This is a genomic window from Kribbella deserti (genome assembly GCF_042434725.1).
Classification (GTDB): Bacteria; Actinomycetota; Actinomycetes; order Propionibacteriales; family Kribbellaceae; genus Kribbella; species Kribbella deserti.
This window is the reverse complement of record NZ_JBHLTC010000032.1, coordinates 26100-50124: the sequence shown is the minus strand read 5'-3', so window position 1 is coordinate 50124 and position 24025 is coordinate 26100. Positions and strand designations below refer to the sequence as shown.

Below are 24025 nucleotides of genomic sequence, written 5' to 3'. Positions count from 1 at the left end.
GATGTGCGCATCGTGATGGTCGCCGAGTCCTTTCTGCCACAGATCAACGGTGTGGCGAACACGGTTCGTCATGTCACCGACCGGCTGCTGGCCCGTGGGCACCAGCCGCTGATCATCGCCGCCGGAGCCGGGCCCGATCACTACGGTGACGTGCCGGTCGTGCGGGCCCGCAGCTTCGGTATCCCTGGCTATCGCGCGTTCCCGGTCGGTCTACCCGATCCGGCGATCGAGCGGGCTATGGCCGACTTCAACCCGGACCTGGTTCACCTGGCGTCTCCGTTCGCGCTAGGCGCCTGGGGGCTACGTAGCGCCCGGCGGCTGGGTCTACCGACAGTGGCCGTCTTCCAGACGGATATCGCGGGATTCGCCCGGCAGTACCCGTGGGCGGTTCGAGCCGACCGTGGCGTCTGGGCCTGGGTACGGCGGTTGCACTCGCGTTGTGACCGCACACTCGCGCCTTCGTCCGCCTCGATGGCCCAGCTGATCCAGGCCGGCGTACCGCGGGTACATCACTGGGGTCGTGGCGTAAACCTAGACCTGTTCAACCCGGGCCTGCGCGATGAAGCCTGGCGCAAGGAGATCGCCCCGGACGGCCGGCCAATCGTCGGGTACGTCGGCCGGCTCGCCGCAGAGAAGCAGGTACGACGCCTGAGCGAGCTAGCCGATCTCGGTTGCCAGGTGGTGATCGCCGGCGACGGTCCGGACCGGGCGGCGCTGGAACAGACCCTTCCGGGTGCAACCTTCCTAGGCATGCGCCGGGGCGAGGACCTGGCAAGGATCTTCGCCAGCCTGGACGTGTTCGTTCATACCGGCGAGCACGAAACGTTCTGCCAGACGATCCAGGAGGCTCAGGCCTCTGGCGTGGTGACGGTCGGTCCTGCGGCTGGTGGTCCTGTAGACCTGATCAGGCCAGGTGAGACCGGCCAACTGTTCGACCACCGAACCGCGGGTGCGTTGCGGCAGGCCGTACACGGACTGCTGGTGGATCCCGCCGCGCGACAGGCCATGGCCGAGGCCGGACGCCGCCGCGTGCAGTTCCGCACCTGGCCGGCGGTGGTCGACGACCTCGTGGACCGGCACTACGCCGAAGTTCTCAGCGCGACCACTCAGAAGCGGGCGGCCTGATATGCAGCGAATCGCTCAGCTTGCGAACTTCGTCGGCCCGACCTCGGGCGGCATGCGGACCGCGATCGACCATCTCGGCCAGGGCTATCGCGCCGCCGGATTCGAGCGCGTGCTCGTCACCCCGGGCGAGCGGGACAGCATCAGCGAGGACGAGAACGGCGTACTGATCCGGTTACGCGCGCCCCGGATCGGCGGCGGCTACCGGTTGATCGCCGAACCATGGCGGGTGATCGAGGCGCTCGAACGGTTCCGGCCGACAACCGTGGAGATCTCGGACAAGTCGACCCTGCTGCCGGTAGCGCATTGGGCCCGTCGCCAGGGCATCGGGTCGATCCTGTTCAGCCACGAACGGCTGGACGCGATGGTGTCGCTTCGCACCGGGCGGCAGCTAGGGATCGCCGCGGGCGTTGGAGCGTTATACCGGCTGCTCGGCCGGACGTACGACGCGATCGTGGTGACGTCGCGTTTCGCCGCTGCGGAGTTCGGCGAGGTGACGACGCCTCTAGTCCGTATCCCGCTGGGGGTCGACCTGGACACGTTCCACCCGTCTCTAGGGTCACCGGCCGCGGACGGCGTACTGAAGCTCGTACACGCCGGGAGGCTCTCCCGGGAGAAGAGCCCGCATCTGGCGGTTGCGACGGCCGTGGAGCTGCATAGCCGGGGTATCCCCTGCCGGCTCGACGTCTACGGCTCGGGCCCGCACCTGGACGAACTGGTCGCCATAGCCGGGTCTGCGCCCGTCCACTTCCACGGGTACGTCGATGGGCGGGTAGAACTCGCGAGGCGTCTTGCCCAGGCGGACGTGGCTCTGTCGGTTTGCCCGGGCGAAACGTTCGGCCTGGCGGTGTTGGAGGCCTTGGCCGCTGGAACGCCCGTAGTCACCGCGGACACGGGTGGCGCTCGTGAGCTGCTTGATGCCCGTTCGGGCGCTTGGGCCGCGCCTAGGCCGGATCACTTGGCGGACGCCGTACTGGAGGTTGCAGGCCGTCCCGAGACCTCCAGCCGTACCGCCGCCCGGGAGCAGGCTGAGCGATACGACTGGCAGACCTGCGTTGACCGAATGCTTGCCCTGCACAACCGGCTCACCTGGAACCGTCATGCCGCCTAGGTGAGGTGGTCGTAGTCCCCGCGGGTCCAGGCGATGTGGCGATCGGCCGAGAACCGCAGAATGGCCCGGGCGTCGGCGGAGATGACGTTATCGAAGTTGCCATAGACCCGGTCGAACTCGTACGCCTCGACGGCCTTGGTGACCCGGTCCACGACCGCGCCCGACAGCGGGATGCGGTTCGGGTAGCTGCGCATGAAGCTGGCGGACTTACCACCCGGGTTCGGGAAGATCGTGTCGCCGCTGAGCAGTACCCCGCGCCCGTCGGCACCGGCGGCCCAGTGCACGACGGCACTGCCCTTGAAGTGACCACCCGGCTGGAACAACGTCACGCCCGGCAGGATCTCCAACGGCCCGGTCCAGGTCTCGATGACCGGATCCGGCCGCGCCACCCACTCCTGGTCGGCCTCGGCCACCAGCACCGGAACTCCCCCGAGCGCCCGGCTCCACTCCACCTGGACGCCGTACATGTGCGGGTGGCTGGCCACGATGGCCTTCACCTCGCCGTGTTCGCGGACCAGCGCGGCGCCGTCGGCGTCGACGTACCCGATCGGGTCCCACAGCAGGTTGCCGGCCGGCGTCTTCAGCAGCTTGGCCTGCTGGTCGATACCGACGCCCGGCTCGGACTCGACCGCGAGCAGGTCCGGCTCCCGCTCGGTCAGGCGGACCTTGTGCCCGGCCGCCTGCAGTTCCTCCAGCGTGGTCCAGTGCTGGCCGTCGACCGGCACCCACTGCCGCTCGTCCGCGCAGATCGCGCACACGTCCGGTCGCGCAGCGTGCTCCACCGCGCAGGTCTTACAGATCCACATTCGCCCTCCCAGATCGGTTGTTGCCCATAGCGTCCAAGTTGAACCCCAGTGGAGGTCAAGCCCACGGGCGAGAGCGATGTCACATGGGTGGAGGCCAAGTCCGCGACCGGCTGCGGTTAGCATCGAACACGGCCTGGTTTTCGCCGGGCCGAGCCTAGATCTGCGGGCCCTTCTGACGGCCACCGGCGGCGACGCCGACGACGACTGCCAGCGATGCCCTCAGTCGGCTCTGGTCGTCGTCCGATCGGAGGATCGGTTTGCCCAGCAAGCCACTGACCCGTCCCCCCGGCACCCTCTACCGGGGCCATGAGGGCATGTGGTCATGGGTCGCTCACCGGATCAGCGGTGTGGGGATCTTCTTCTTCCTGTTGGTGCACGTGCTCGACACGGCGCTGGTGCGAGTGTCGGCCGACGCCTACAACGAGGTCATCAGCACCTACAAGAACCCGATCGTCGGCCTGATGGAGGTCGGACTGGTCGGCGCGATCCTGTTCCACGCCTTCAACGGCATCCGGCTGATCCTGGTCGACTTCTGGGCCAAGGGCCCGCGCAACCAGCGCAAGATGATGATCGCCGTCGGCATCATCTGGATCGCGCTGTTCGTGCCGTTCGTGGTCCGCCACCTGACGCACGTGTTCGGAGGGCACTGAGCATGAGCACCCCAGAGATCGTCACCCCGCGGTCCAGCAGCCGCTCCCGTTCGCTCAAGGGCGGTGGCCGGAACCGGTCCGGGCAGACCAACTTCGAGCTCTACGGCTGGCTGTTCATGCGGCTGTCCGGCCTCGCCCTCGTGGTGCTGGTACTCGGCCACCTGTTCGTCAACCTGTTCCTCGGCGACGGCATCCAGGGCATCGACTTCGCCTTCGTGGCCGGTAAGTGGGCCAGCCCGTTCTGGCAGGTCTGGGACCTGCTGATGCTGTGGCTGGCGATGCTGCACGGCACCAACGGCATGCGCACGATCATCAACGACTACGCCGAGAAGGACCAGACCAGGTTCTGGCTGAAGATGTCGTTGTTCTCGGCAAGCATCGTCGTGATCGTGCTCGGCACCCTGGTCATCTTCACCTTCGACCCCTGCCTCGACCCCAGCTCCACGCTGTCGGTCTGCAAGTAAGGATCTGTTGTCATGCAGCGCCATCAGTACGACGTGGTCATCGTGGGCGCCGGCGGCGCGGGTATGCGCGCCGCCCTCGAGAGCAGCAAGCGAACCCGGACCGCCGTACTCACCAAGCTCTACCCGACCCGGTCCCACACCGGCGCGGCCCAGGGCGGCATGTGCGCCGCGCTGGCCAACGTCGAGGAGGACAACTGGGAGTGGCACACCTTCGACACGGTCAAGGGCGGTGACTTCCTGGTCGACCAGGACGCGGCCGAGGTGATGTGCCGCGAGGCCGTCGACGCGGTGCTCGACCTGGAGAAGATGGGCCTGCCGTTCAACCGGACCGCCGAGGGCAAGATCGACCAGCGCTTCTTCGGTGGACACACCCGTAACCACGGTGAGGCCGTCGTACGGCGCTCCTGCTTCGCGGCCGACCGTACCGGCCACATGATCTTGCAGACGCTGTACCAGCAGTGCATCAAGCAGAACGTCGAGTTCTTCAACGAGTTCTACGTGCTGGACCTGCTGATGGTCGGCGGCCGCGCCACCGGCGTCGTCGCGTACGAGCTGGCCACCGGCGAACTGCACATCTTCTCGGCCAAGTCGATCGTGTTCGCCTCGGGCGGTTTCGGCAAGGTCTTCCGTACCACCTCCAACGCGCACACCCTGACCGGTGACGGCATGGGCATCGTCTGGCGCAAGGGCCTGCCGCTGGAGGACATGGAGTTCTTCCAGTTCCACCCGACCGGCCTGGCCGGCCTCGGCGTACTGCTCTCGGAGGCGGCCCGCGGTGAGGGCGGCATCCTGCGCAACAAGGACAACGAGCGGTTCATGGAGCGCTACGCGCCGACCGTGAAGGACCTCGCGCCCCGCGACATGGTGGCCCGCGCGATGGCCAACGAGGTGCGCGAAGGCCGTGGCTGCGGTCCCGACGGCGCCTACGTGATGCTCGACCTGACGCATCTCGAGCCCGCGCACATCGACGCGAAACTGCCCGACATCACCGAGTTCGCCCGGACCTATCTCGGCGTCGAGCCGTACACCGAGCAGATCCCGGTCTTCCCGACCGCGCACTACGCGATGGGCGGCATCCCGACCAACATCAAGGGCGAGGCGCTGGCCAACAACGACGACGTCATCCCCGGCCTGTACGCCGCCGGTGAGGTCGCCTGCGTATCCGTGCACGGCGCGAACCGGCTCGGCACCAACTCGCTGCTCGACATCAACGTGTTCGGCCGCCGCGCGGGTATCGCCGCCGCCGAGTACGCCGCCGAGGTGGACTTCGAGGAACTGCCCGAGGCCCCGGAGGCCTTCGTGGTCAACCTGATCGAGGGCATGCGCGACGCCGAGGGAACCGAGCGGGTGGCCGCGATCCGGGCCGACCTGCAGGCCACCATGGACCTGAACGCGCAGGTCTACCGGACCGAGGGCTCGCTCAAGCAGGCGCTGTCCGACATCGAGGGGCTGAAGCAGCGGTTCGCCCAGGTCTCGGTGCAGGACAAGGGCAAGCGGTTCAACACCGATCTGCTGGAGGCCGTCGAACTCGGCTTCCTGATCGATCTCGCCGAGGTGCTGGTGGTGTCCGCGCTGGCCCGCAAGGAATCGCGCGGCGGTCACTTCCGCGAGGACTACGACAAGCGCGACGACGTCAACTTCATGCGGCACACGATGGCTTACCGCACAGTCTCAGTTGACGAAGACGGTAACGAGATTGTGAACATCCGGCTGGACTACAAGCCGGTCATCCAGACCCGCTACAAGCCGATGGAGCGCAAGTACTGATGGACGTCAAGGTCAAGATCCTCCGCTACAACCCCGAGGTCTCGCCCGACCCGGAGTGGAAGACCTACTCCGTCACGCTGCAGCCGACCGACCGGGTGCTGGACGCGCTGCACAAGGTCAAGTGGGAGCAGGACGGCACGCTGACCTTCCGCCGGTCCTGCGCGCACGGCGTGTGCGGTTCGGACGCGATGAAGATCAACGGGCGCAACCGGCTGGCCTGCAAGACGCTGATCAAGGACCTGAACCCCGAGAAGGAGATCACCGTCGAGCCCATCAAGGGCCTGCCGGTGCTCAAGGACCTCGTGGTCGACATGGAGCCCTTCTTCGACGCCTACCGCTCGATCATGCCGTTCCTGGTCACCGACGGGCACGAGCCGACCCGCGAGCGGATCCAGTCCCAGGCCGACCGGGACCGCTTCGACGACACCACGAAGTGCATCCTTTGCGCTGCGTGTACGACGTCCTGCCCGGTCTTCTGGTCCGACGGCCAGTACTTCGGCCCGCAGGCCATCGTCGGCGCGCACCGGTTCATCTTCGACAGCCGCGACGAGGGTACGGAACAGCGCCTCGAGATCCTCAACGACAAAGAAGGCGTCTGGCGCTGCCGAACCACCTTCAACTGCACCGAAGCCTGCCCCCGCGGCATCGAGGTAACCAAGGCCATCCAGGAAGTAAAACGCGCCCTAATCTTCCGCCGCGTCTAACCCCCTCCCCCAGGGCCCGGCCGTGTCCCCCGACACGCCCGGGCCCTCCCCACATCCCCGATCATCGGACCCTTCCGACGCGGCGTGTCCCCGTTCATCGGACCCTTCTGACGCGGCGTGTCCCCGTTCATCGGACCCTTCTGACCACGCCGGCCTCGGCAGCCGCCGCGGCTGTGACTGTGACTGTGGCTGTGGCTGTGACTGTGGCTGTGACTGTGGCTGCGGTTGGCACCGCCTCGGGATGCCACCACAGCACCACCGGGGCTAGCGCGCCGCCGCACCACCTGGGCGCCGCGGCGCCACCGAGGTTGCATTCACTCGTCGGACTCCGCCCCTTCCCGTCGCCCGCCTGCACCCTCGCCGCTCGGGGCGCGAGGGCGGATTCCGCCGAACGAATGCCAAGCCAGGCACGCGGCTGCGTGACCGCCGGTGGTCAGAAGCGTCCGATGAACCCCGACACGCCGCGTCAGAAGCGTCCGATGAACCCCGACACGCCGCGTCACAAGGGTCCGATGAACGGAATACAACGGGCGGCCGGGCGTGGGGCGAGGGGGTGGGGGTGGGGGTGGGGGTGGGGGTGAGGTGGGTCACAGGGGGCAACTGAAGGGGGGCGCCGGAGGTCGTTGGGGGAGACGGTGGGCTGGGGGCTGGAGGGCCGGATGAGTGGGCAGCAGGAACGGGTCAGGGAAATCTATGACGGGTGTTACCGCCGGCTGGTCGGCCAGTTGTTCGCGATCTGCGGGAGTTTGAGCGAGGCGGAGGACGCCGTTCAGGAGGCGTTCGTCCGGGCGGTGGAAAAGCCCCGGCGGTTCGCTCAGGTCGACAATCCGGAGGCGTGGTTGCGAACCGTCGCGCTCAACGTCGTACGGACCAGGTATCGCCGGGCCAGCCGGTTTCGCGGGCGGTTGGCCGAGGCGATGCCACCACCGGTTACGGAGCTGCCGGGGCTTTCGGCGGATCACGTCGCGCTCGTGGCTGGGCTTCGCCAACTGCCGTACGAGCAGCGCGAGGCGATCACGCTGCACCACGTCGCGGACCTGCCGGTTCGGGAGATCGCGGGAATGCTCGGCGTACCCGAAGGAACGATCAAGGCGCGGCTGGCCCGAGGGCGGAGCCGGCTCGCACCGCTTGTGCACGAATTCGCCGACGACGCCGAGGAGGTTGACCATGTCTGAACTGAAGGACCTCGCCTGGTCGGTCCAGGAGCAGGTCGAGCCCGCGCCGTTCGACGCGATCCAGCGCAAGGGCACGAAGCGCCGCCACCGCAAGCAACTGCTCGCCGCCGCCGGCGTTGGCGCGGCAACCGCTGTCGCGATCCTGGCCGTGCTGCTGCCGACCGAGCTACGACGGAGCGAAAGTCCCCCGGTTGCCACGCAGCCGAACACGTCCGCCACCGCCCAGCCGGGACCGAGCCGCGAGGGCGAGGCGTTGATCAAGTCGGCCGACGCGACCCTGGACAGGTTTCACTACGGCACGTCTGCCAGCTGGATGGCCGGCTGGAGCGATTGCGAGCCACAGCCGTGCCGCTGGGCCGCACGACTGCACCGCGACGGCGTCAGCGTAGCGACCTCGGTACGCAATTTCGCCTTCACACCGGTGCAGTACGGCGACGAGGTGCACGCGATCGCTCTGCCGCAGAACAAGGCGTCAGGCGATCCACTCATGGCCAGCTTGACCAACTTGGGCTACCAGGAACGCCCCCTACGCAACGTCGCGGCCACGAGCACCTTCGGCAGCGGCGAGGTTCTCATCGGCGCAGGCGAACTCCGGGTGCTGAACGTGGCCAACGCGACGCTGCGGCCACTCCGGCTGCCCTTCAACGAGGTCGCCCACTCACCGGTGCAAGGACCGAACAACCGCTGGTGGATCGTCAGCCAAGCCGCCGGCGCCAGTACGTCGACGCCCTGGCACATCTCCTGGACCGACGACGGCGGCAAGAGCTGGAAGCGGCATGCGGTCACCGACGGCCACCGGCCGAGTCGGGTGGCGGTCAGTCATGACGGACAGACGGTGATCGCCACATCGTGGAAGGACGGGGCAACGGTTGAGGCGATCGGGTCGATGGTGTTGTCGAGCGATGGCGGCAAGACCTGGCGCAAAGTGACCGGGCATCCGTTCGCGCGGCTGGCCGGGCCCGTCGCGTTCGGCGGTGGGACCGGGGTGATCGTCGGCCAGGGTGGTGAACTGAACGCGCCGCCGACCGCGTACCGGATCAACAGCAACGGCACCGCCGTCAAGACCGACGGCTGGCCGCAACTGCGCGACGATCTCGCCGGTGACGGCAAGTTGCTCTACGGCAAGAGCGGCCCCACTTCGGTTGCCGTGAGCAACAACCGCGGCAAGGACTGGCAAACCGTCACACCGCGCTAAGGATGCATCCGTGCCCCTTTGAGCACCTTGTCGACGGCGTTCTTGGGCCCGTACAACGCAAGGCCGACCAGGTCGAGCTGGTTGGCCGGTACGGCGCGCACCGCCGCGCGGTTGTCGACGTCGTTGCCGCTGGCAAACAAGTCGGAAGTGAAGATGGCCAGCGGCAACGAACGGCCCACGGCGCGCGAGTGGGCCGCCACCAGCACCTCCTTGCCACCCTGGAAGACCAGCACGGGCTGGCGGAACATCGGCAGGTACCGCGTCCCGTCCGCGTCGGCGTACGGCGCTCCGATCAGCTCGGGCACTCGGGCACCCAGGCCGCTGACAAGGAAAGCGGTCACGTTCAGGCGTTGCCAGCCGAGCAGGTCGTCCCGCAGCAGCACGGCGATCTTGGTATCGAAGTTCACCGCCTCACTCTCGCCAACGAGCCGGCCACGCGTCTTGTACGTTTTAAACGTGGAGTCGAAGGTCATGGCGTGGCGCCCGCCGGTGACGGGTATTCGCGAGGTGCTGCACGCCCACTTCCCGGCGCACGCGTATCCGAGCCACGTGCACGACGCGTGGACGTTGATGGTGCTCGACCAGGGCGTCGTACGGTACGGGCTGGATCAGCGCGAGCACGGCGTCATCAACTCCGAGGTGACGGTGCTGCCGCCGCAGGTGCCGCACGACGGCCGTTCGGTCAGGCCCGGCGGGTTCAGCAAACGGGTCATCTACCTCGAGCCCGACGTCCTGCCGCTGGATCTGATCGGGGCGGCGGTCGATCACCCTGGCCTGGTCGATCCGGTCTTGCGGCAGCGGCTCCACCAGTTGCATAAGGTGCTCGCGCAGCACCACGAGAACCTCGAGGCCGAGAGCCGCCTCACCCTGATCAAGGAACGTCTCGGGCAGCACCTCACCCGGCGCTTCCAGGCACCACAAACGAAGGACCCGAGCCTCGCCGTACGCCTGCGCGAGCTGCTGGACGCCCGTACGGCGGAGGGCATCACGCTGGCGGAGGCCGCCGGCGAACTGCACGCGCATCCGGCGCATCTGGTGCGGGCCTTCAGTAAGGAGTTCGGCCTGCCACCGCATCGGTATCTGACCGGGCGCCGGGTCGATCTGGCCAGGCGGTACCTGCTCGACGGACAACCCGCGGGCGAGGTCGCCGTACGGGCCGGGTTCTACGACCAGTCACACCTGAACCGGCACTTCCGCCGGCTGCTCGGGGTCAGTCCGGTTGCGTTCGTGCGGCCTTGAGGGCCTTCGCGCCCCACGTGCCGAGCACGGCGGCGATGCCGAGGTTGACCACGATCAGGACGCCGTGGGCCACGTAGTAGCCGGTGGGCCGCCCTTCGGTCTTGGCCAGGTTCTTGATGAACGTGGCGTAGGTGACCACGTTCCAGACGGCGACGGCGATCAGGACCAGAGCATGCTTGCGTTCGAACTTCACGGCTCTATTGTGCGCTGCCGCGATCGACCATTCGCAGCAGCTGGGTGCGATTCGCGACACCGAAGCGCCGGTAGAGCCGGGTCAGCTGCGACTCGACCGCCTTCACGCTGAGGTAGAGCGCCGCCGCGATCTCCCGGTTGGTGGAACCGTCCCGGACCATCGCCACGATCTGCAGCTCGTTGTCGCTCAGCTCGGACGGCTGCCGGGTCCGGCTCGGTACGTCGAGGCGGGCCAGCTCCGTCTCGGCCACCTCCCGCCAGGCCGGCGCGCCGCAACGCTCGAACTGCTCGATCGCGTCCAGAAAGGCCGAGCGGGCAATCGACCGGCGCCGGGCCTGCCGTGCGATCCGGCCGCGGGCGAGTTCGCAACGGGCCAGGTCGAGCGGGTAGTACCGGTCGCCGACGGTGGAAACCGTGTGGTCCAGCATCTCCAGGGCCTTACCGGGGTCGCCCTGTTTCGCGACCAGCAAGGCCTCCACCCGGCCAAGGCCGACCAGCGTCACCGGGCGGTCGAGCTTCACCGCACGGGCACGGATATCTGTGATCACGGTCGAGGCCTCGCCGGTATCCCCGGAGGCGATCAGAGCCTCGATGTAGTCGGCGTGCCACGGAATGACGGCGGGGTCGTACGGCATGGCGGCATCGCGGAACTTGTCGATCGCGCCGAAGGCCTCCACGGCCCGTTGCGGATCACCGAGCAGCAGCGCGGCCATACCGCAGCTGGCCAGCGCGGGACCGGTCCACTCCTCGTTGTGGACCTCGTTGCACCGCTCCAGCGCCGCCTCGGCGAGATCCCGCGCGGCCTGCGCCATACCTCCGGCCCACTCGGCGCGGGCGGCGACCACCATCGCGACCTCGGGCTCGTCGCCGATGTCGAGCATCAGCTGGAGGCATTCCTGCCCGGCGACGAGGGCCTCCGCGCCACGGCCACTGCGTTCGAAGATGGCCGTCGCGGAGATCAGTACCGAGGCCAGCCAGTGGATCGCGCCGACCGCCCGCACCTCGTCGGTGAGCGCGGTGATGGCCGTGACGGCCTCGGCGGTATGCCCGCGGAACAGCTTGCGCATCGCGGCCATCTGGCGGGCGTGCACGACGCTCTTGGTCAGCTTGAGGCCCTCGGCCAGGCTCGCCGCCTCGGCCAGCAGCCGGTCGGACTCACCACTGGTACTGCCGAGGTGGATCTCGACCGAGCTGGCCGCGTTCAACGCGTCCACCACGGCCTCGGTATCACCGCAGCGGCGGCCGAGCTCCTCCGCGATCCGGGCGTCCTCGGCGGCATCGCGCAGCCGCCGATCGAAGTAGGCGCTCGCGCTGCGCAGGATCCGCACGCGGGCCTCGAGCCGGTCGTCACCCTGCGCGTCGGCGAAGGCCTGGTCGAGCAAGGCCAGCCGCTCGTCCCGGTCGGACCAGACGGCGTCGATCAGCAGCAGCGAGGCCTCGACCCGGCTGGCCGGATCCGGGGCCACCTGTACGGCGAGCCGGGCCACCTCGGCCGACTCGGCCAGATGCCCGGCGGAGGCGGCGGCCTCGGCGGCATTCGTCAGGCGGCGGGCCCGATCGGCGGGGGCCTCGGTCGGCGTACGGTCGGCGGCGAGGCGCCACAGCGTCGCTGCCGCGCCGGGCGCACCCCGGCCACCGGCGACCGTGGCGGCCTCGTCCAGCGAGGCGGCGAGGCTCTCGTCGGCCTCCTGGGTGGCAAGAGCACGATGCCGGGCGATCTCCACCGGCTCGTCGACCACCGCGGCGAGCCGGGCGTGGGTTTGCCGGCGGGTCGCGGACGTCGCGTCGGCGTACACGAACTCGCGCAGCAGCGGGTGGCTGAAGCGCAGCCGGCCGGCGGAGATGTCGATCAGGCCGACTCGTTCGGCGTCGGCCAGTTCCGCGTCGATCGGGTGGCCGATCGACAACGCGAGCTGCGCGACGGTCGGCCGCGGTGAGGACGCGGCGTGCAGCAACAGCTCGCGGGTGGCCGGATCAAGGTCGGCCAGGCGATCCCCGAGCAAGGTCTTCAGCCGGCTCGACACCGGCAGCGGATCGTTCGGCGAGACACCCTCGGGATGCCTGAGTACGGCGCGTCCGAGCTCGAGCGCCATGAACGGATTGCCCGCGCTGGCGGCGAAAATCCGCCGGGCCGTACGCACGGGCAGTGGCTCGTACAACCGGCTGCGCAACAGCGCGAGCACGTCCTGCTCGGTCAGCGCCGGCACCTCGACCTGCAGCACCGGCTCGGGACAGGCCTCGGCCATCATCGGCAGATCCCCGTCCGCGACCTGCTCGGTGGCGAGCATCTGCACGCCCTCCGTAAGCCGGCGGGCGCAGAACGTCAGCACCTCCAGGCTGGACGGATCGGCCCACTGGATGTCGTCCACCACCAGCAGCACCGGGCCGTTGCCGGCGAGCCGCCGCAGCACATGCAGTACGGCGAGCCGCACCGCGAGTTCGTCGCGAACCGAGTCGGGCGCACTCGCCTTGAGCAGCGCGACCTCGAGCGGCTGGCGGAGATGGTCGGGTAGGACCTGCCAGGCGAGTTCGAGCTGGTCGGAGAGCAGGTCGAGCAGAGTGACATACGGCAGGCCGGCTTCGCTTTGTGACGGCGCGGCACTGAGCACGCGGCAACCGGCGCGCGCCCGTTCCGCCACCAGCGCGCGACCGGTCGCGGACTTGCCGATACCGGTCGGGCCGTAAAGCAGCACACTGCCGCCGCTTTCGAGCTGTTTCCGGGCGCGCTCGACCAGGCCGGCGCGGCCAATCAGCTCGTCGTCAGTCATCCGACACATTCTCCCGAAGGTTCACCGTCCCCCACCATCACAGCTCGATGCCAATGGACACGTCGAGTGTCATACCAGTAAACCTCCCCGTCACCCGCCGGACGCAACATTCGGCCCTCGTGCGTGGCGGTTTTGCGTCACATGAGAAATGCGCGCAATAGTGCCGCCGTTCCACCGAGGTGCTCGTCCATCGCCTGACGCGCCGTCTCGGCGTCGCCGGCGAGGATCGCGTCGACGATCAGCTGGTGCTGCTGATCGGAGTGCTCGATGTTGCGTTCCAGCAGCGGGATCGCGTCGAGCAACTCGTTCAGCCGCATGCGCACGTCCGCGACGGCCGACGTGAGCGAAGGCGATCCGCTGACTTCGGCGATCGCGAGGTGCAACCGCGAGTCCATTCGCCGGTAGTCCCCCAGCTTGGCCGAGGCAGTGTCGGCCAGGCAACGGTTCAGGTGTTCGCGTTCGGCCGCGGCCAGCTCGCGGGCGGCGGCCGCCTGGGCCGCGCCGCATTCCAGTGCGGAGCGCAGCACCAGCGCGTCCTCGAGTCCTTCACCGAGTTCCAAAGCGATCTTGCGTTTTGGCCTGGCCCGCGGCTTGGGCAGCCGGTCGTTGACGAACGTGCCGCCGTACCGGCCGCGGCGCGATTCGACGTACCCCGCTTCGGTGAGCACCCGGATCGCCTCGCGCAAGGTGACCCGGCTGACGTTCAGCCGGGCGGCCAGATCACGCTCGGCGGGCAGGCGGTCACCAGGCGCGACCACGCCCAGTTTGATTGCCTGCAGCAACCGTTCGACCGTCTCCTCGAACGGGTTACCCGTTCGTACCGGCCGGAACAGCGCCTCATCCGCTCCGCTCACACGGGTCAGCCTAGACGGGCGTTACGTAAGCGCCGGAGATGCCGCCGTCGACGAGGAAGGTGTTGGCGGTGATGAACGAGGAGTCGTCGCTGGCCAGGAAGGCGACCGCGGCGGCGATCTCCTCGGGTTCGCCGAAGCGGCCCATCGGCACGTGCACCAGGCGGCGGTTGGCCCGCTCCTCGTCCTTGGCGAACAACTCCTTCAGCAGTGGGGTGTTGACCGGGCCCGGGCACAGCGCGTTGACCCGGATGCCCTGGCGGGCGAACTCCACGCCGAGTTCCCGGCTCATCGCCAGCACGCCGCCCTTGGAGGCCGAGTACGAGATCTGCGAGGTGGCCGCGCCCATCACCGCGACGAACGAGGCGGTGTTGATGATCGAGCCCCTGCCCTGCTTCTGCATGTACGGAATCGCGTACTTGCAGCAGTAGTAGACCGACGTCAGGTTGACCTCCTGCACCTTGCGCCAGGCCTCGATCCCGGTCTCCAGGATCGAGCCGTCCTCCGGCGGGGAGATGCCCGCGTTGTTGAAGGCGATGTCCACATGGCCGAAGACGTCGTTCGCCTGCTTGAACAGGTTCTCGACATCGGTCTCACTGGTCACGTCGGTCTGCACGAAGAGGCCGCCGACCTCGTCCGCGGCGGCCTTACCGGTGGTGGGATCGAGATCGCCGATCACCACCTTCGCGCCCTCGGCGGCGAGCCGCCGCACGCTGGCCAGGCCGATCCCGCTCGCACCACCGGTGACGACCGCGACCCGGTCGATGAGCCGGCTTGCCTTGACGTCGGTCATATCTCAGTCCTCCGTGCTGATGAAGATGTTCTTGGTCTCGGTGAACGCGTCCAGCGCGTCCGGCCCGAGCTCACGACCGAGCCCGGATTGCTTGTAGCCGCCGAACGGCGTCGAGTACCGCACCGACGAGTGCGAGTTGACCGACAGATTGCCGGCCTCCACCCCACGGGCCACCCGCAGCGCGCGGCCGACGTCCCGGGTCCAGATCGAGCCGGACAGGCCGTACTGCGAGTCGTTGGCGAGGCGCAGCGCGTCGGCCTCGTCCTCGAACGGCACCACCACCACGACCGGGCCGAAGATCTCCTCGGTGACAACCCGGTCCGTCTCGTTGACCGGCGCGAGCACCGTCGGCGCGAACCAGTAGCCCGGCCCGTCCGGCTTGCTACCGCGGATCGCGACGGGCGCGTCGTCCGGAACATAGGCAGAGACGCGATCGAACTGCGTCTTCGAGATCAGCGGGCCCATCTCGGTCGCCTCGTCGGCCGGATCGCCGACCTTGACACCCTGGACCGCCGGTTCGAGCAGCGCCATGAACCGGTCGAGGACCTTGCGCTCGACCAGGATGCGCGACCGCGCGCAGCAGTCCTGGCCCGCGTTGTCGAACACCCCGTACGGCGCCTGGGCCGCGGCCTTCTCCAGGTCCGCGTCGGCGAAGATCAGGTTCGCGCTCTTGCCGCCGAGCTCCAGCGTCACTCGCTTCACCTGGTCGGCACAGCCCGCCATGATCTGCTTGCCGACACCGGTCGAACCGGTGAAAACCACCTTGCGCACCTGGGGATGGGTGACAAAGCGCTGGCCGACCACCGTGCCCTGGCCGGGAAGGATCTCCAGCACGCCCTCCGGAAGACCGGCCTGCTTCGCCAGCTCGCCAAGCCGGATCGCGGTCAGCGGCGTGAGCTCGGCCGGTTTGAGTACGACGGTGTTGCCCGCGGCAAGCGCCGGGGCGAAACCCCAACCCGCGATGGGCATCGGGAAGTTCCACGGCACGATCACGCCAACCACGCCAAGCGGTTCGGCGAAGGTGATATCGACGCCTCCGGCAACGGGAATCTGCTTGCCGAACAGCCGCTCGGGCGCCGCCGAGTAATAGGTCAGCACATCGCGGACGTTGCCGGCCTCCCAGCGGGCGTTGCCGATCGTATGGCCGGCGTTCTCCACCTCGATCCGGGCCAGGTTCTCCAGATCGGCGTCAACCGCGTCGGCGAAGCGCCGCAACAACCGGCCGCGGTCCGCCGGGCTGACGTTACGCCAGGTTTGAAAGGCCTTCGCGGCCCGGTCGATCGCCGCGTCGGTCTCTTCGACCGAGGCCAGCTCGATCGAGGTGATGACCTTTTCGGTCGCCGGGTTGATCACGTCGTACGTCACTTCGCGGCCCTTTCTTTGCGCGCTTCGGCAATGAGTGCCGTGAATAGACGGAGGTCGTCGGGGAACTCCTCGGGATGCCACTGCACGCCGAGCGCGAATCCCTTGCCCGGCAATTCGACCGCCTCGATGGTGCCGTCGTCGGAGCGGGCGGTCACGCGCAGTTCGCTCGCGACCTTGTCGATGGCCTGGTGGTGATAGCACTGCACGGTGGTCAGTTCGCCGAGCACCTCGTGGGTCAGGCTGTCCGGTTCCACCTTGACCTCGGTGGTGCCGAAGACCGCGGGTTTCGGCCGATGGTTGTTGTGGGCAACCACGTCGGGCAGGTGCTGGTGCAACGTGCCGCCCAGCGCCACGTTGAGCATTTGCAGTCCGCGGCAGATGGCCAGCAGCGGCAGGTCGCGTTGCAGCGCGGCGTGGATCAGGATCGCCTCGTGCTGATCCCGCCCGGGCCGGGTGTCGACCGTCTCCGGATGCGCCTCGGCGCCGTACCCGGCTGGATCGATATCGCAACCACCCGCGATGACCAGACCGTCCAGGATGTCGAGGACCTCGGGATCGGTACCGACCGGCGGCAGCAACAGCGGTACGCCGCCCGCCGCGTCGATCGCGTCGAGATAGACCCGGGGCAGCAGCGCCGCGTCGCGATGCCAGACACCCCAGATCGTCGGCTCGAGATAGGTGGTGATACCGATCCGCGGCCGGCGCTCGGCGAGGTCAGAGGCGTTCAAAACCACGGATCCGCTCCCAGTCGGTCACCGCCGCGTTGTAGGCGTCCAGTTCGACCTTGGCGGCATTGACGTAGTGGTCCACCACGTCGTCGCCGAAGGCGTCGCGCGCGATGGCGCTGGTGCCGAAGAGCTCCGCCGCCTTGCCGAGCGTGGTCGGCACGTGCGGCTTGTCCGAGGTGTAGGCGTTGCCCTCGAACATCGGCTCCAGCTCCAGTTCGTTCTCGATCCCGTGCAGGCCCGCCGCGATCAGGGCGGCCACGGCCAGGTACGGGTTCACGTCGCCGCCGGGCAGGCGGTTCTCCACCCGCAGGGATTCGCCGTGGCCGACCACCCGCAGGGCGCAGGTGCGGTTGTCCAGGCCCCAGGCGACGGCCGTCGGCGCGAAACTGCCGGGCACGAATCGCTTGTAGGAGTTGATGTTCGGCGCGAGCAGATAGGTGAACTCCTCCAGGCAGGCCAGCTGCCCGGCGATGAAGCCCTCCATCAACCGGGAGAACCCGTGCGGGCGGTCTCCGGCCAGCACCGCCTCACCGCTGGTCGAGCGAAAGCTCAGATGGATGTGGCAGGAGTTGCCCTCGCGTTCGTCGAACTTCGCCATGAACGTGAGGCTCTTGCCGTGCAGCGCCGCGATCTCCTTGGCACCGTTCTTGTAGATCGAGTGGTTGTCGCAGGTGCGCAAGGCCTCGTCGAACCGGAAGGCGATCTCTTGCTGGCCGAGGTTGCACTCGCCCTTGGCGGATTCGACGTACAGCCCGGCGCCGGTCATCGAGTTGCGGATGTCCCGCAGCAGCGGTTCCACCCGGGCGGTGCCGAGCAGGGAGTAGTCGACGTTGTACTGGTTGGCCGGTTCGAGGCCGCTGTATCGCTTGTTCCAGGCCGTTTCGAAGGTGTCGTTGAAGACGATGAACTCGAGCTCGGTACCGACGTACGCCACGAGGTCGCGCTCGGCGAGGCGGTCGAGCTGCTTGCGCAGGATCTGCCGGGGCGAGGCGGGCATCGGACTGCCGTCGAGCCACTGGATGTCGCAGATCACCATCGCCGTACCGGGCAGCCACGGCACCAGCCGCAGCGTGTCGAGGTCCGGAGCCATCAGCAGATCGCCGTAGCCCTTCTCCCACGAGGACATCTCGTAGCCGTCGACCGTGTTCATGTCGACGTCGACCGCGAGCAGGTAGTTGCAGCCCTCGGTGCCGTGGGCCAGCACCTCCTCCACGAAGTACCGCGCGCCACATCTCTTGCCCTGCAGGCGCCCCTGCATATCGGTGATGGCGACCAGGACCGTATCGATCTGGCCGAGACCGACCAGATCGCGCAGTTCGGAGACACTCAGCTTGCCGTTCGACGTCACGCGGGCTCCCGGGCGGTTGGCGGTCTATTGGTCTGCCGTCAGTCCATTGAAGCCATGGTAGGCCGCCGCACCACTGCGATGTCAATGTGCGCGATCCCTTGACATCACCCGGCCCGGCGGCCAGACACTAGTGGTCTGGCCGTAGACCATTGACTGCCCAGCTCTGGTCCGGCCCGGCGAGCGGAGACCGCAGCGATGAAGCGTAAGGCGAACGTCGACTACCAGCAGGTCGGCAAGGAATACCTCGAGCACCGGCAACTCCGGAAGGGTGCCGCCGGCTGGGTGCTACTGGCCGGCCTAGGCGTGGCGTACGTGATCTCCGGCGATTTCGCCGGCTGGAACTTCGGCCTGGCCGAGGGCGGTTGGGGCGGTCTACTGATCGCAACCGTACTGATGGCCACGATGTACACTTGCATGGTCTTCGGCCTGGCCGAACTGGCCTCCGCCATCCCCGTGGCTGGAGCCGGTTACGGCTTCGCGCGGCGCGCGCTCGGTCCACTCGGCGGCTTCGCGACCGGCACCGCCATCCTGATCGAGTACGCGATCGCCCCCGCGGCCATCGCGACCTTCATCGGTGGGTACGTTGAAGCGCTCGGGCTGTTCGGCCTGACCAGCAGCTGGCCCGTCTATCTGGCGTGCTACGTGATCTTCGTCGGCATCCACCTGTACGGCGTGGGCGAGGCGCTCCGGCTGACAATGGTCATCACCGCCATCGCCGTGGTCGCACTCGTGGTGTTCGTGATCGCGATGATCCCGCAGTTCTCGGCGGACAAGCTCTTCGACATCGTGCCGACCTCCGCCGCGGGCGCCAACGAGTTCATTCCCTTCGGGTACGCCGGAGTCCTGGGCGCGCTCGTGTACGGAATCTGGTTCTTCCTCGCGGTGGAAGGCGTACCGCTGGCCGCCGAAGAGGCGCGCGATCCGCAGAAGGACATGCCGCGCGGCATCATCACCGCGATGCTGATCCTGCTGGGATTCGCCGCGTTGATGCTGGTCTTCGCGCCCGGTGGTGCCGGTTCCAGCACGATCGCGAACTCGGACAACCCGTTGCCGGAGGCCTTGCGTACGGCGCTCGGCGGCGGAACGTGGGTGGCGGATTTCGTGAACTACGTCGGCCTTGCCGGGTTGGTGGCGAGCTTCTTCTCGATCGTTTATGCGTACTCACGACAGCTGTTCGCGTTGTCGCGGGCGGGGTATCTGCCGCGATTCCTGTCGGTGACCGGCTCGCGCAAGACGCCGTACCTGGCGTTGATCGTGCCGGCGACGGTCGGCTTCCTACTGGCGGCGATCACCAAGAACGGCGCCTTGCTGATCAACATCGCGGTCTTCGGCGCCACCGTGTCATACGTGCTGATGATGCTGGCGCATATCGTCCTGCGGGTCCGCGAGCCCGGCCTCGTTCGGCCCTATCGCACGCCCGGCGGCATCGTGACCACGTCGGTTGCACTGGTGCTCGCGGTGGCCGCGGTCATCGCCACGTTCATCGTGGACGAACTGGCCGCCGCCATCACCGCGGGCATCTTCGTCATCGCCATCGCCTACTTCTGGTTCTACAGCCGCCACCACCTGGTCGCCTCAGCCCCGGAAGAAGAATTCGCCGCCATCCACCAAGCCGAATCCGAACTCTCCTAAGCCCGTACTGACTTTGCGACGATCGGACCCGTTTGCCGCTCGTCCGCTGCCTGTCACGTACAGGCGGCCTCGCAGCGGCAGAACGGGTCCGATCGTCGCAAAGTCGGTTAGACCTCGGCAGCGCGAAGGGGAAGGTGATTACGGGGCGAGGCCGGGTTCGGGGGCGGCGTACGACGGGACTGGGGGGTTGTCCGTGGCGCCGAGGAGGCGGCGGGTGAGCGTATCGCGGGCGGAGAGCAGGTCGTCGGTGGCGGCGCGGAGGTGGGTATCGCCGGGGATGGCCGAGCCCTGTTCGGCGGCGAGCAGCACGGCGCGGCGTACCAACTCCTTGGCGAACGACGCGGTCGTACCCTCGGTCCGTTCCACCACCTCGGCGACGCATTCCGGACTGAGCGTCAAAGCCGGTCCGTAGAGCGACAGCAGCCGCGCCCGACCCGGCGCATCCGGCAAAGGCACCTCCACCGCCAGGTCGATCCGCCCTGGGCGCTGACTCAACGCCGGCTCCAGCAGATCGGCGCGGTTGGTGGTGAGCAGGAAGGCCACGTCGGCTTCCTCGGTCAAACCGTCCATCTCGTTGAGAACCTGGAAGAGCAGCGGCCCACCACCACGAGAAAACTCGCGAGACTCCGCAACCAAGTCACAGTCTTCGAGCACGACCAGCGCGGGCTGGAGCATCCGGGCCAGCGCACAGGCCTCGGCGATGTACCCGATGCTCGTCCCGGCCAGCAGCACCACGGTGAACTCGGGCAACCGCGACAGCAGGTACCGCACGGTGTGGGTCTTGCCAGTTCCTGGTGGGCCATAGAGCAGTACGCCGCGGCGGAGGTGCTGCCCCGCATCGCGAAGCGCCTCGCGGTGTTCGGCGATTCCGATCACCTCGCGCTCCACCCGCTCCAAAACCCCCTCGGGCAGTACGACGTCCTCCCGGGCGATTCCCGGCCTCGGGTGCAGCCGGAACGGCCCAACACCATGACCGAATTCGTGTCCCTCGAACGACACGATCTGGCCGCGGAACACGTTGCGCTCGCGGATCAAGCCGGGCAACGCGGCCAGGAAGCGCTGACCGGATTCCTTGCTGAGAGCAACCACTTCGAGCTGGACGTTGTTCCTGCCGTACTGCGGATTAGGTGCCCGCAGCAACGTCACGTACCGGTCGTCGCCTTGCTTGCCCAGATAGAACCCGAAAGCGACACAATCCATCTCCTGGTCCACCGAGATGGACAGCCGCTGGTAGTCCACCGAGCCGATCGCGAAGCGGTACTGCTGGGCGGCGATCTCGAGTAGTTCCGCGAACGGATAGTGCCCGCGGTCGGAACCAGCCAGGCCGACCAGCTCGAACTCGTCAAACCAGGCCTCGACCGCGAGCTGCACGTTCGGGAGGTCGAACGCGGGGAACGTCGCCGTCACCACCGGCAAGCTGGTCGCGTCCACCCCGAGATGCTCACTCAACCGAGGCCCAAGCGCCTCCCGGCCGGCCGCGACCGGCGGCATCTGCATCCGCTCCAGAAACCCCTGGAACAGCCTGGTGAACTCCGCGATCTCATCCGGTCCAGTCATCAGTCTCCCCAGCTCCCGATCGGTCCGCCCATCCTCCCCTTCCCCAGGTCCACGACGACCGGGCCACCGTCTGCGTTCATCGATCGGCAGGGGCGCGTCACAAACTAGGTGCTCACATATTGAGACAATTGGTCCCGAATAGCGGACGCGGTGTCTAAGGTGAGCGTATGTCCGACGACGAACAACGGGGTGCGTCGTATCGCTGGGTGGTTTTGCTGACCGGCCTGTTCGCGATGACCGCCGGGGCCGCGTATGCGCAGGGGCTGGCCTCGATCACGCCGGCTCTGCGCGCGCATTACGGCATCGGCCTCAGCACCATCGGCGTACTGCTCGGCGCGGTCAGCCTCGGTATCACCCCGGCGGTGTTGCCGTGGGGCCTGGCCGCGGACCGTTGGGGCGAACGACCCGTCATGGCCGTCGGCATGCTCTCCGGCGCCGCCTCCCTGCTGCTCCTGGCCCGGCAGGAAAGCATCGCGGCCGTCCTGGCGCTGCTCGTCGCGGGCGGTGCGGCCAGCGCCTCGGTGAACGCGGCGAGCGGACGTGCGGTCATGCAGTGGTTCCCCGCCAAGGGCCGGGGCCTCGCGATGGCCATCCGGCAGACCTCGTCGCCGCTAGGCGCCGGTCTCGCCGCGCTGGTGCTGCCGCCGGTGGCCCGCGCGTACGGCGTACCGGCGGTGTATCACCTGCTAGCGGCGTTCTGCACCGTCGCGGCGATCGTCGTACTGGCCTTCATGCGCCCGTTCGTGCCCTCCGCGCCGGTCATGCCGTCGGCCGCACCCAAGGTCGCACACAAGGTCGCACACAAGGCCGCACTCAAGGCGGCACTCAAGGCGGCAAAGGCCAGTACGACCGGCAAACCGAGGTCGATCCTGACGGACCGGCGCCTGTGGATCGTCAGCCTCGCGGCCGGGCTACTCGTCGTACCGCAGTTCGCGCTGACCGCCCTGCTGGTCGAGTACCTCACCACCGCGCAGGCCGTCGCGGTCAGTTCCGCCGCTCTCGTACTGGCGATCGCACAGGCCGGTGGCGCCGTCGCCCGGCTGGTCAACGGCGCCTGGACGGACCGCACCGCCGAACGGATCGGGCCGTTGGCGATCGTGGCCGGGCTGATCTCGGCCGGATGTGCTGCCGTCGTTCTAACGGCCGGAGCACCGACGCCGGTGGTCCTGGTGGTCATCGTACTGGCGGCGACTCTCGCCATCTCCTGGAACGGTATGGCCAACCTGGTGGCGGCCGAGCTGGCCGGACCGGAACAGACCGGCGCCGCCATCGGCCTCGAGAACACCGCCGCCTTTCTCGCGGCCGCCGCGACACCTCCGGTCCTCGCCGTCATCATCGAGCACAGCTCCTGGACCGTCGGCCACCTGATCCCGGGCGTGGCCTCGCTGATCGCCTGTGCACTCCTGGTGCGGGTGAGACGAGACATCCGCCAGGCGGCCGAATTGCCTACTTCTGCCGTGGCACGATCCGGACAGTAAACGGCTAGGCACTTCCCGTCGTTCCGCTCAAAATCTCCTCAACCGGCCGCCCGCCCAGCGGCCCGATCCGAGGAGCGCACCCCATGCGATCTCTCATCACCCGCCCCCGCGCGATGGCCGTCCTGGTGGCCGGCCTCGCGCTCACCTTCAGCCCGCTCGGCGGGTCCGCGTCGGCCCAGCTGCCCGTCGACGGCCTGGACTCGCTGAACTGCGTCACGCCCGAAGGCATCCCGGCCTCCGCGGCGGCCCGTGGCGGCAACGACGCCGACCACCGCGCGGTCAGCGCGGCCGAGATGGCCCAGATCGACGCACGGACCGCCGCGATCGTGAAGGCGAAGCAAGCCCGTGGCCTGGCGCCCGCGGCCGGCCGGCTCGCCGCCGCGAACGTGCCGGTGTACGTACACGTGATGCGCAGCAGCTCCGGCGCCGGCGACGTCACGAACACCCAGATCGCCCAGCAGATCGCCGTACTGAACTCGAACTTTGGTGGTTCGGAGTCGAGCCAGGCCGCGAACACCGGTTTCACGTTCACGCTGGCCGGGACCTACCGGTACAACAACTCCACCTGGCACACCGACGGCCAGAGCACGACGTACCGCGCGCAGACCCGTAAGGGCGGCAAGAACGCGCTGAACATCTGGCTGGTCAACTTCAGCTACCTCGGTATCGCCACCTTCCCGTGGGACTACGCGTCGAACCCGTCGATCGACGGCATTCGCGTGCAGTACACCTCGCTGCCCGGTGGTAGCGCCGCGAACTACAACCTCGGCAAGACCGCGACGCACGAGGCCGGCCACTGGTTCGGGCTCTACCACACGTTCCAGGGCGGTTGCACGAGCACGAACGACCGCGTCTCCGACACCCCGGCGCAGAGCAGCTCGACCAACGGCTGCCCGGTCGGCCGCGACTCCTGCTCGCTGCCCGGTCTGGACCCGATCCGCAACTACATGGACTACTCGTACGACTCTTGCTACAACCAGTTCAGCCCCGGTCAGAGCAGCCGGATCAGCAGCATGTGGACGGCGTACCGGGCCTGATGGCGGTTACCCCCTTACGGCGACTGCCCCCAGGAGCGGCATA

Annotated in this window: 22 protein-coding genes; 12 read left to right on the top strand and 10 right to left on the bottom strand. The window is 68.2% G+C overall.

Going from position 1 to position 24025, the window contains the following annotated elements:
* Nucleotides 1–3 precede the first annotated feature (3 nt).
* Both ACFFGN_RS24835 and ACFFGN_RS24830 read left to right on the top strand, forming a co-directional pair.
* Nucleotides 4–1125, top strand: coding sequence for a glycosyltransferase family 4 protein (locus tag ACFFGN_RS24835; protein ID WP_380051853.1), 1122 nt, complete (start codon nucleotides 4–6; stop codon nucleotides 1123–1125).
* 1 nt (nucleotide 1126) lies between these two features.
* Nucleotides 1127–2233, top strand: coding sequence for a glycosyltransferase (locus ACFFGN_RS24830; protein ID WP_380051850.1), 1107 nt, complete (start codon nucleotides 1127–1129; stop codon nucleotides 2231–2233).
* Here the strand turns inward: ACFFGN_RS24830 and ACFFGN_RS24825 are convergent.
* Nucleotides 2230–3039, bottom strand: a complete 810-nt coding sequence (locus tag ACFFGN_RS24825; RefSeq protein WP_380051847.1) for an MBL fold metallo-hydrolase — start codon at nucleotides 3037–3039, stop codon at nucleotides 2230–2232. The two genes, ACFFGN_RS24830 and ACFFGN_RS24825, sit on opposite strands and share 4 nt — an antisense overlap.
* 257 nt (nucleotides 3040–3296) lie before the next feature.
* On the opposite strand from ACFFGN_RS24825, the gene sdhC reads away from it, so the two are divergent.
* From sdhC to ACFFGN_RS24795, 6 genes are all read left to right on the top strand, one after another.
* Nucleotides 3297–3689: a succinate dehydrogenase, cytochrome b556 subunit gene (gene sdhC / locus ACFFGN_RS24820; RefSeq protein WP_446685218.1), complete on the top strand. Its 393-nt coding sequence runs from the start codon at nucleotides 3297–3299 to the stop codon at nucleotides 3687–3689.
* Nucleotides 3690–3691: 2 nt separating this feature from the next.
* Nucleotides 3692–4153, top strand: coding sequence for a succinate dehydrogenase hydrophobic membrane anchor subunit (locus tag ACFFGN_RS24815; protein WP_380051844.1), 462 nt, complete (start codon nucleotides 3692–3694; stop codon nucleotides 4151–4153).
* A gap of 12 nt (nucleotides 4154–4165) precedes the next feature.
* Nucleotides 4166–5920 carry a succinate dehydrogenase flavoprotein subunit gene (gene sdhA, locus ACFFGN_RS24810; protein WP_380051841.1) on the top strand — a complete coding sequence of 585 codons (1755 nt, stop codon included), beginning with the start codon at nucleotides 4166–4168 and terminating at the stop codon, nucleotides 5918–5920.
* Nucleotides 5920–6624, top strand: coding sequence for a succinate dehydrogenase iron-sulfur subunit (locus ACFFGN_RS24805; protein WP_328996700.1), 705 nt, complete (start codon nucleotides 5920–5922; stop codon nucleotides 6622–6624). The genes sdhA and ACFFGN_RS24805 overlap by 1 nt, the downstream gene beginning before the upstream one ends.
* Nucleotides 6625–7283: 659 nt before the next feature.
* Nucleotides 7284–7799 (top strand): RNA polymerase sigma factor, encoded by a 516-nt coding sequence (locus ACFFGN_RS24800; protein WP_380051837.1) that lies wholly within the window; start codon nucleotides 7284–7286, stop codon nucleotides 7797–7799.
* Nucleotides 7792–8994 carry a WD40/YVTN/BNR-like repeat-containing protein gene (locus tag ACFFGN_RS24795; RefSeq protein ID WP_380051834.1) on the top strand — a complete coding sequence of 401 codons (1203 nt, stop codon included), beginning with the start codon at nucleotides 7792–7794 and terminating at the stop codon, nucleotides 8992–8994. The genes ACFFGN_RS24800 and ACFFGN_RS24795 overlap by 8 nt, the downstream gene beginning before the upstream one ends.
* On the opposite strand, the gene ACFFGN_RS24790 is transcribed toward ACFFGN_RS24795, so the two are convergent.
* Nucleotides 8991–9401 (bottom strand): DUF2000 family protein, encoded by a 411-nt coding sequence (locus ACFFGN_RS24790; protein WP_380051832.1) that lies wholly within the window; start codon nucleotides 9399–9401, stop codon nucleotides 8991–8993. The genes ACFFGN_RS24795 and ACFFGN_RS24790 overlap by 4 nt on opposite strands.
* A gap of 49 nt (nucleotides 9402–9450) precedes the next feature.
* On the opposite strand from ACFFGN_RS24790, the gene ACFFGN_RS24785 reads away from it, so the two are divergent.
* Nucleotides 9451–10233 (top strand): helix-turn-helix transcriptional regulator, encoded by a 783-nt coding sequence (locus ACFFGN_RS24785; RefSeq protein ID WP_380051830.1) that lies wholly within the window; start codon nucleotides 9451–9453, stop codon nucleotides 10231–10233.
* On the opposite strand, the gene ACFFGN_RS24780 is transcribed toward ACFFGN_RS24785, so the two are convergent.
* The 7 genes from ACFFGN_RS24780 to ACFFGN_RS24750 form a co-directional block, all read right to left on the bottom strand.
* Nucleotides 10205–10426, bottom strand: a complete 222-nt coding sequence (locus ACFFGN_RS24780; protein ID WP_380051828.1) for an SCO4848 family membrane protein — start codon at nucleotides 10424–10426, stop codon at nucleotides 10205–10207. The genes ACFFGN_RS24785 and ACFFGN_RS24780 overlap by 29 nt on opposite strands.
* Before the next feature lie 4 nt (nucleotides 10427–10430).
* Nucleotides 10431–13193 (bottom strand): helix-turn-helix transcriptional regulator, encoded by a 2763-nt coding sequence (locus ACFFGN_RS24775; RefSeq protein WP_380051826.1) that lies wholly within the window; start codon nucleotides 13191–13193, stop codon nucleotides 10431–10433.
* A gap of 137 nt (nucleotides 13194–13330) precedes the next feature.
* The gene (locus tag ACFFGN_RS24770) at nucleotides 13331–14047 is read right to left on the bottom strand and encodes a FadR/GntR family transcriptional regulator (protein ID WP_380051824.1); all 717 of its coding nucleotides are present in this window, start codon (nucleotides 14045–14047) and stop codon (nucleotides 13331–13333) included.
* 10 nt (nucleotides 14048–14057) lie between these two features.
* Complete coding sequence (locus tag ACFFGN_RS24765; protein ID WP_380051822.1) at nucleotides 14058–14837, bottom strand: 3-oxoacyl-ACP reductase; 780 nt, start codon at nucleotides 14835–14837, stop codon at nucleotides 14058–14060.
* 3 nt (nucleotides 14838–14840) lie between these two features.
* Entirely contained in the window at nucleotides 14841–16202 is a 1362-nt protein-coding gene (locus ACFFGN_RS24760; protein ID WP_380051820.1) for an aldehyde dehydrogenase family protein, read from the bottom strand.
* On the bottom strand, nucleotides 16199–16936 hold the full coding sequence (locus ACFFGN_RS24755; RefSeq protein ID WP_380051818.1) for a gamma-glutamyl-gamma-aminobutyrate hydrolase family protein: 738 nt from the start codon (nucleotides 16934–16936) through the stop codon (nucleotides 16199–16201). Before ACFFGN_RS24755 ends, ACFFGN_RS24760 begins: the two co-directional genes overlap by 4 nt.
* A complete protein-coding gene (locus ACFFGN_RS24750) occupies nucleotides 16917–18278 on the bottom strand; it encodes a glutamine synthetase family protein (RefSeq protein ID WP_380051816.1) in 1362 nt (453 codons plus the stop codon). The genes ACFFGN_RS24755 and ACFFGN_RS24750 overlap by 20 nt, the downstream gene beginning before the upstream one ends.
* 195 nt (nucleotides 18279–18473) lie before the next feature.
* On the opposite strand from ACFFGN_RS24750, the gene eat reads away from it, so the two are divergent.
* The gene (gene eat, locus ACFFGN_RS24745; protein WP_380051814.1) at nucleotides 18474–19910 is read left to right on the top strand and encodes an ethanolamine permease; all 1437 of its coding nucleotides are present in this window, start codon (nucleotides 18474–18476) and stop codon (nucleotides 19908–19910) included.
* 138 nt (nucleotides 19911–20048) lie between these two features.
* Here the strand turns inward: eat and ACFFGN_RS24740 are convergent, their stop codons facing one another.
* Nucleotides 20049–21467, bottom strand: a complete 1419-nt coding sequence (locus ACFFGN_RS24740) for an AAA family ATPase (RefSeq protein WP_380051812.1) — start codon at nucleotides 21465–21467, stop codon at nucleotides 20049–20051.
* Nucleotides 21468–21634: 167 nt separating this feature from the next.
* Here ACFFGN_RS24740 and ACFFGN_RS24735 point away from each other — a divergent pair, with 167 nt between their 5' ends.
* A complete protein-coding gene (locus ACFFGN_RS24735) occupies nucleotides 21635–22945 on the top strand; it encodes an MFS transporter (protein ID WP_380051810.1) in 1311 nt (436 codons plus the stop codon).
* Nucleotides 22946–23028: 83 nt separating this feature from the next.
* On the top strand, nucleotides 23029–23982 hold the full coding sequence (locus ACFFGN_RS24730) for a zinc metalloprotease (protein WP_380051808.1): 954 nt from the start codon (nucleotides 23029–23031) through the stop codon (nucleotides 23980–23982).
* Nucleotides 23983–24025 lie beyond the last annotated feature (43 nt).

What these genes read in the sequence shown, in the direction of transcription:
- ACFFGN_RS24830 (WP_380051850.1), top strand. Translation starts at nt 1,127, where the DNA reads ATGCAGCGAATCGCTCAGCTTGCGAACTTCGTCGGCCCGACCTCGGGC.
- ACFFGN_RS24825 (WP_380051847.1), bottom strand. Translation starts at nt 3,039, where the DNA reads ATGTGGATCTGTAAGACCTGCGCGGTGGAGCACGCTGCGCGACCGGAC.
- ACFFGN_RS24815 (WP_380051844.1), top strand. Translation starts at nt 3,692, where the DNA reads ATGAGCACCCCAGAGATCGTCACCCCGCGGTCCAGCAGCCGCTCCCGT.
- sdhA (WP_380051841.1), top strand. Translation starts at nt 4,166, where the DNA reads ATGCAGCGCCATCAGTACGACGTGGTCATCGTGGGCGCCGGCGGCGCG.
- ACFFGN_RS24805 (WP_328996700.1), top strand. Translation starts at nt 5,920, where the DNA reads ATGGACGTCAAGGTCAAGATCCTCCGCTACAACCCCGAGGTCTCGCCC.
- ACFFGN_RS24800 (WP_380051837.1), top strand. Translation starts at nt 7,284, where the DNA reads ATGAGTGGGCAGCAGGAACGGGTCAGGGAAATCTATGACGGGTGTTAC.
- ACFFGN_RS24795 (WP_380051834.1), top strand. Translation starts at nt 7,792, where the DNA reads ATGTCTGAACTGAAGGACCTCGCCTGGTCGGTCCAGGAGCAGGTCGAG.
- ACFFGN_RS24775 (WP_380051826.1), bottom strand. Translation starts at nt 13,193, where the DNA reads ATGACTGACGACGAGCTGATTGGCCGCGCCGGCCTGGTCGAGCGCGCC.
- ACFFGN_RS24765 (WP_380051822.1), bottom strand. Translation starts at nt 14,837, where the DNA reads ATGACCGACGTCAAGGCAAGCCGGCTCATCGACCGGGTCGCGGTCGTC.
- eat (WP_380051814.1), top strand. Translation starts at nt 18,474, where the DNA reads ATGAAGCGTAAGGCGAACGTCGACTACCAGCAGGTCGGCAAGGAATAC.
- ACFFGN_RS24740 (WP_380051812.1), bottom strand. Translation starts at nt 21,467, where the DNA reads ATGACTGGACCGGATGAGATCGCGGAGTTCACCAGGCTGTTCCAGGGG.
- ACFFGN_RS24735 (WP_380051810.1), top strand. Translation starts at nt 21,635, where the DNA reads ATGTCCGACGACGAACAACGGGGTGCGTCGTATCGCTGGGTGGTTTTG.
- ACFFGN_RS24730 (WP_380051808.1), top strand. Translation starts at nt 23,029, where the DNA reads ATGCGATCTCTCATCACCCGCCCCCGCGCGATGGCCGTCCTGGTGGCC.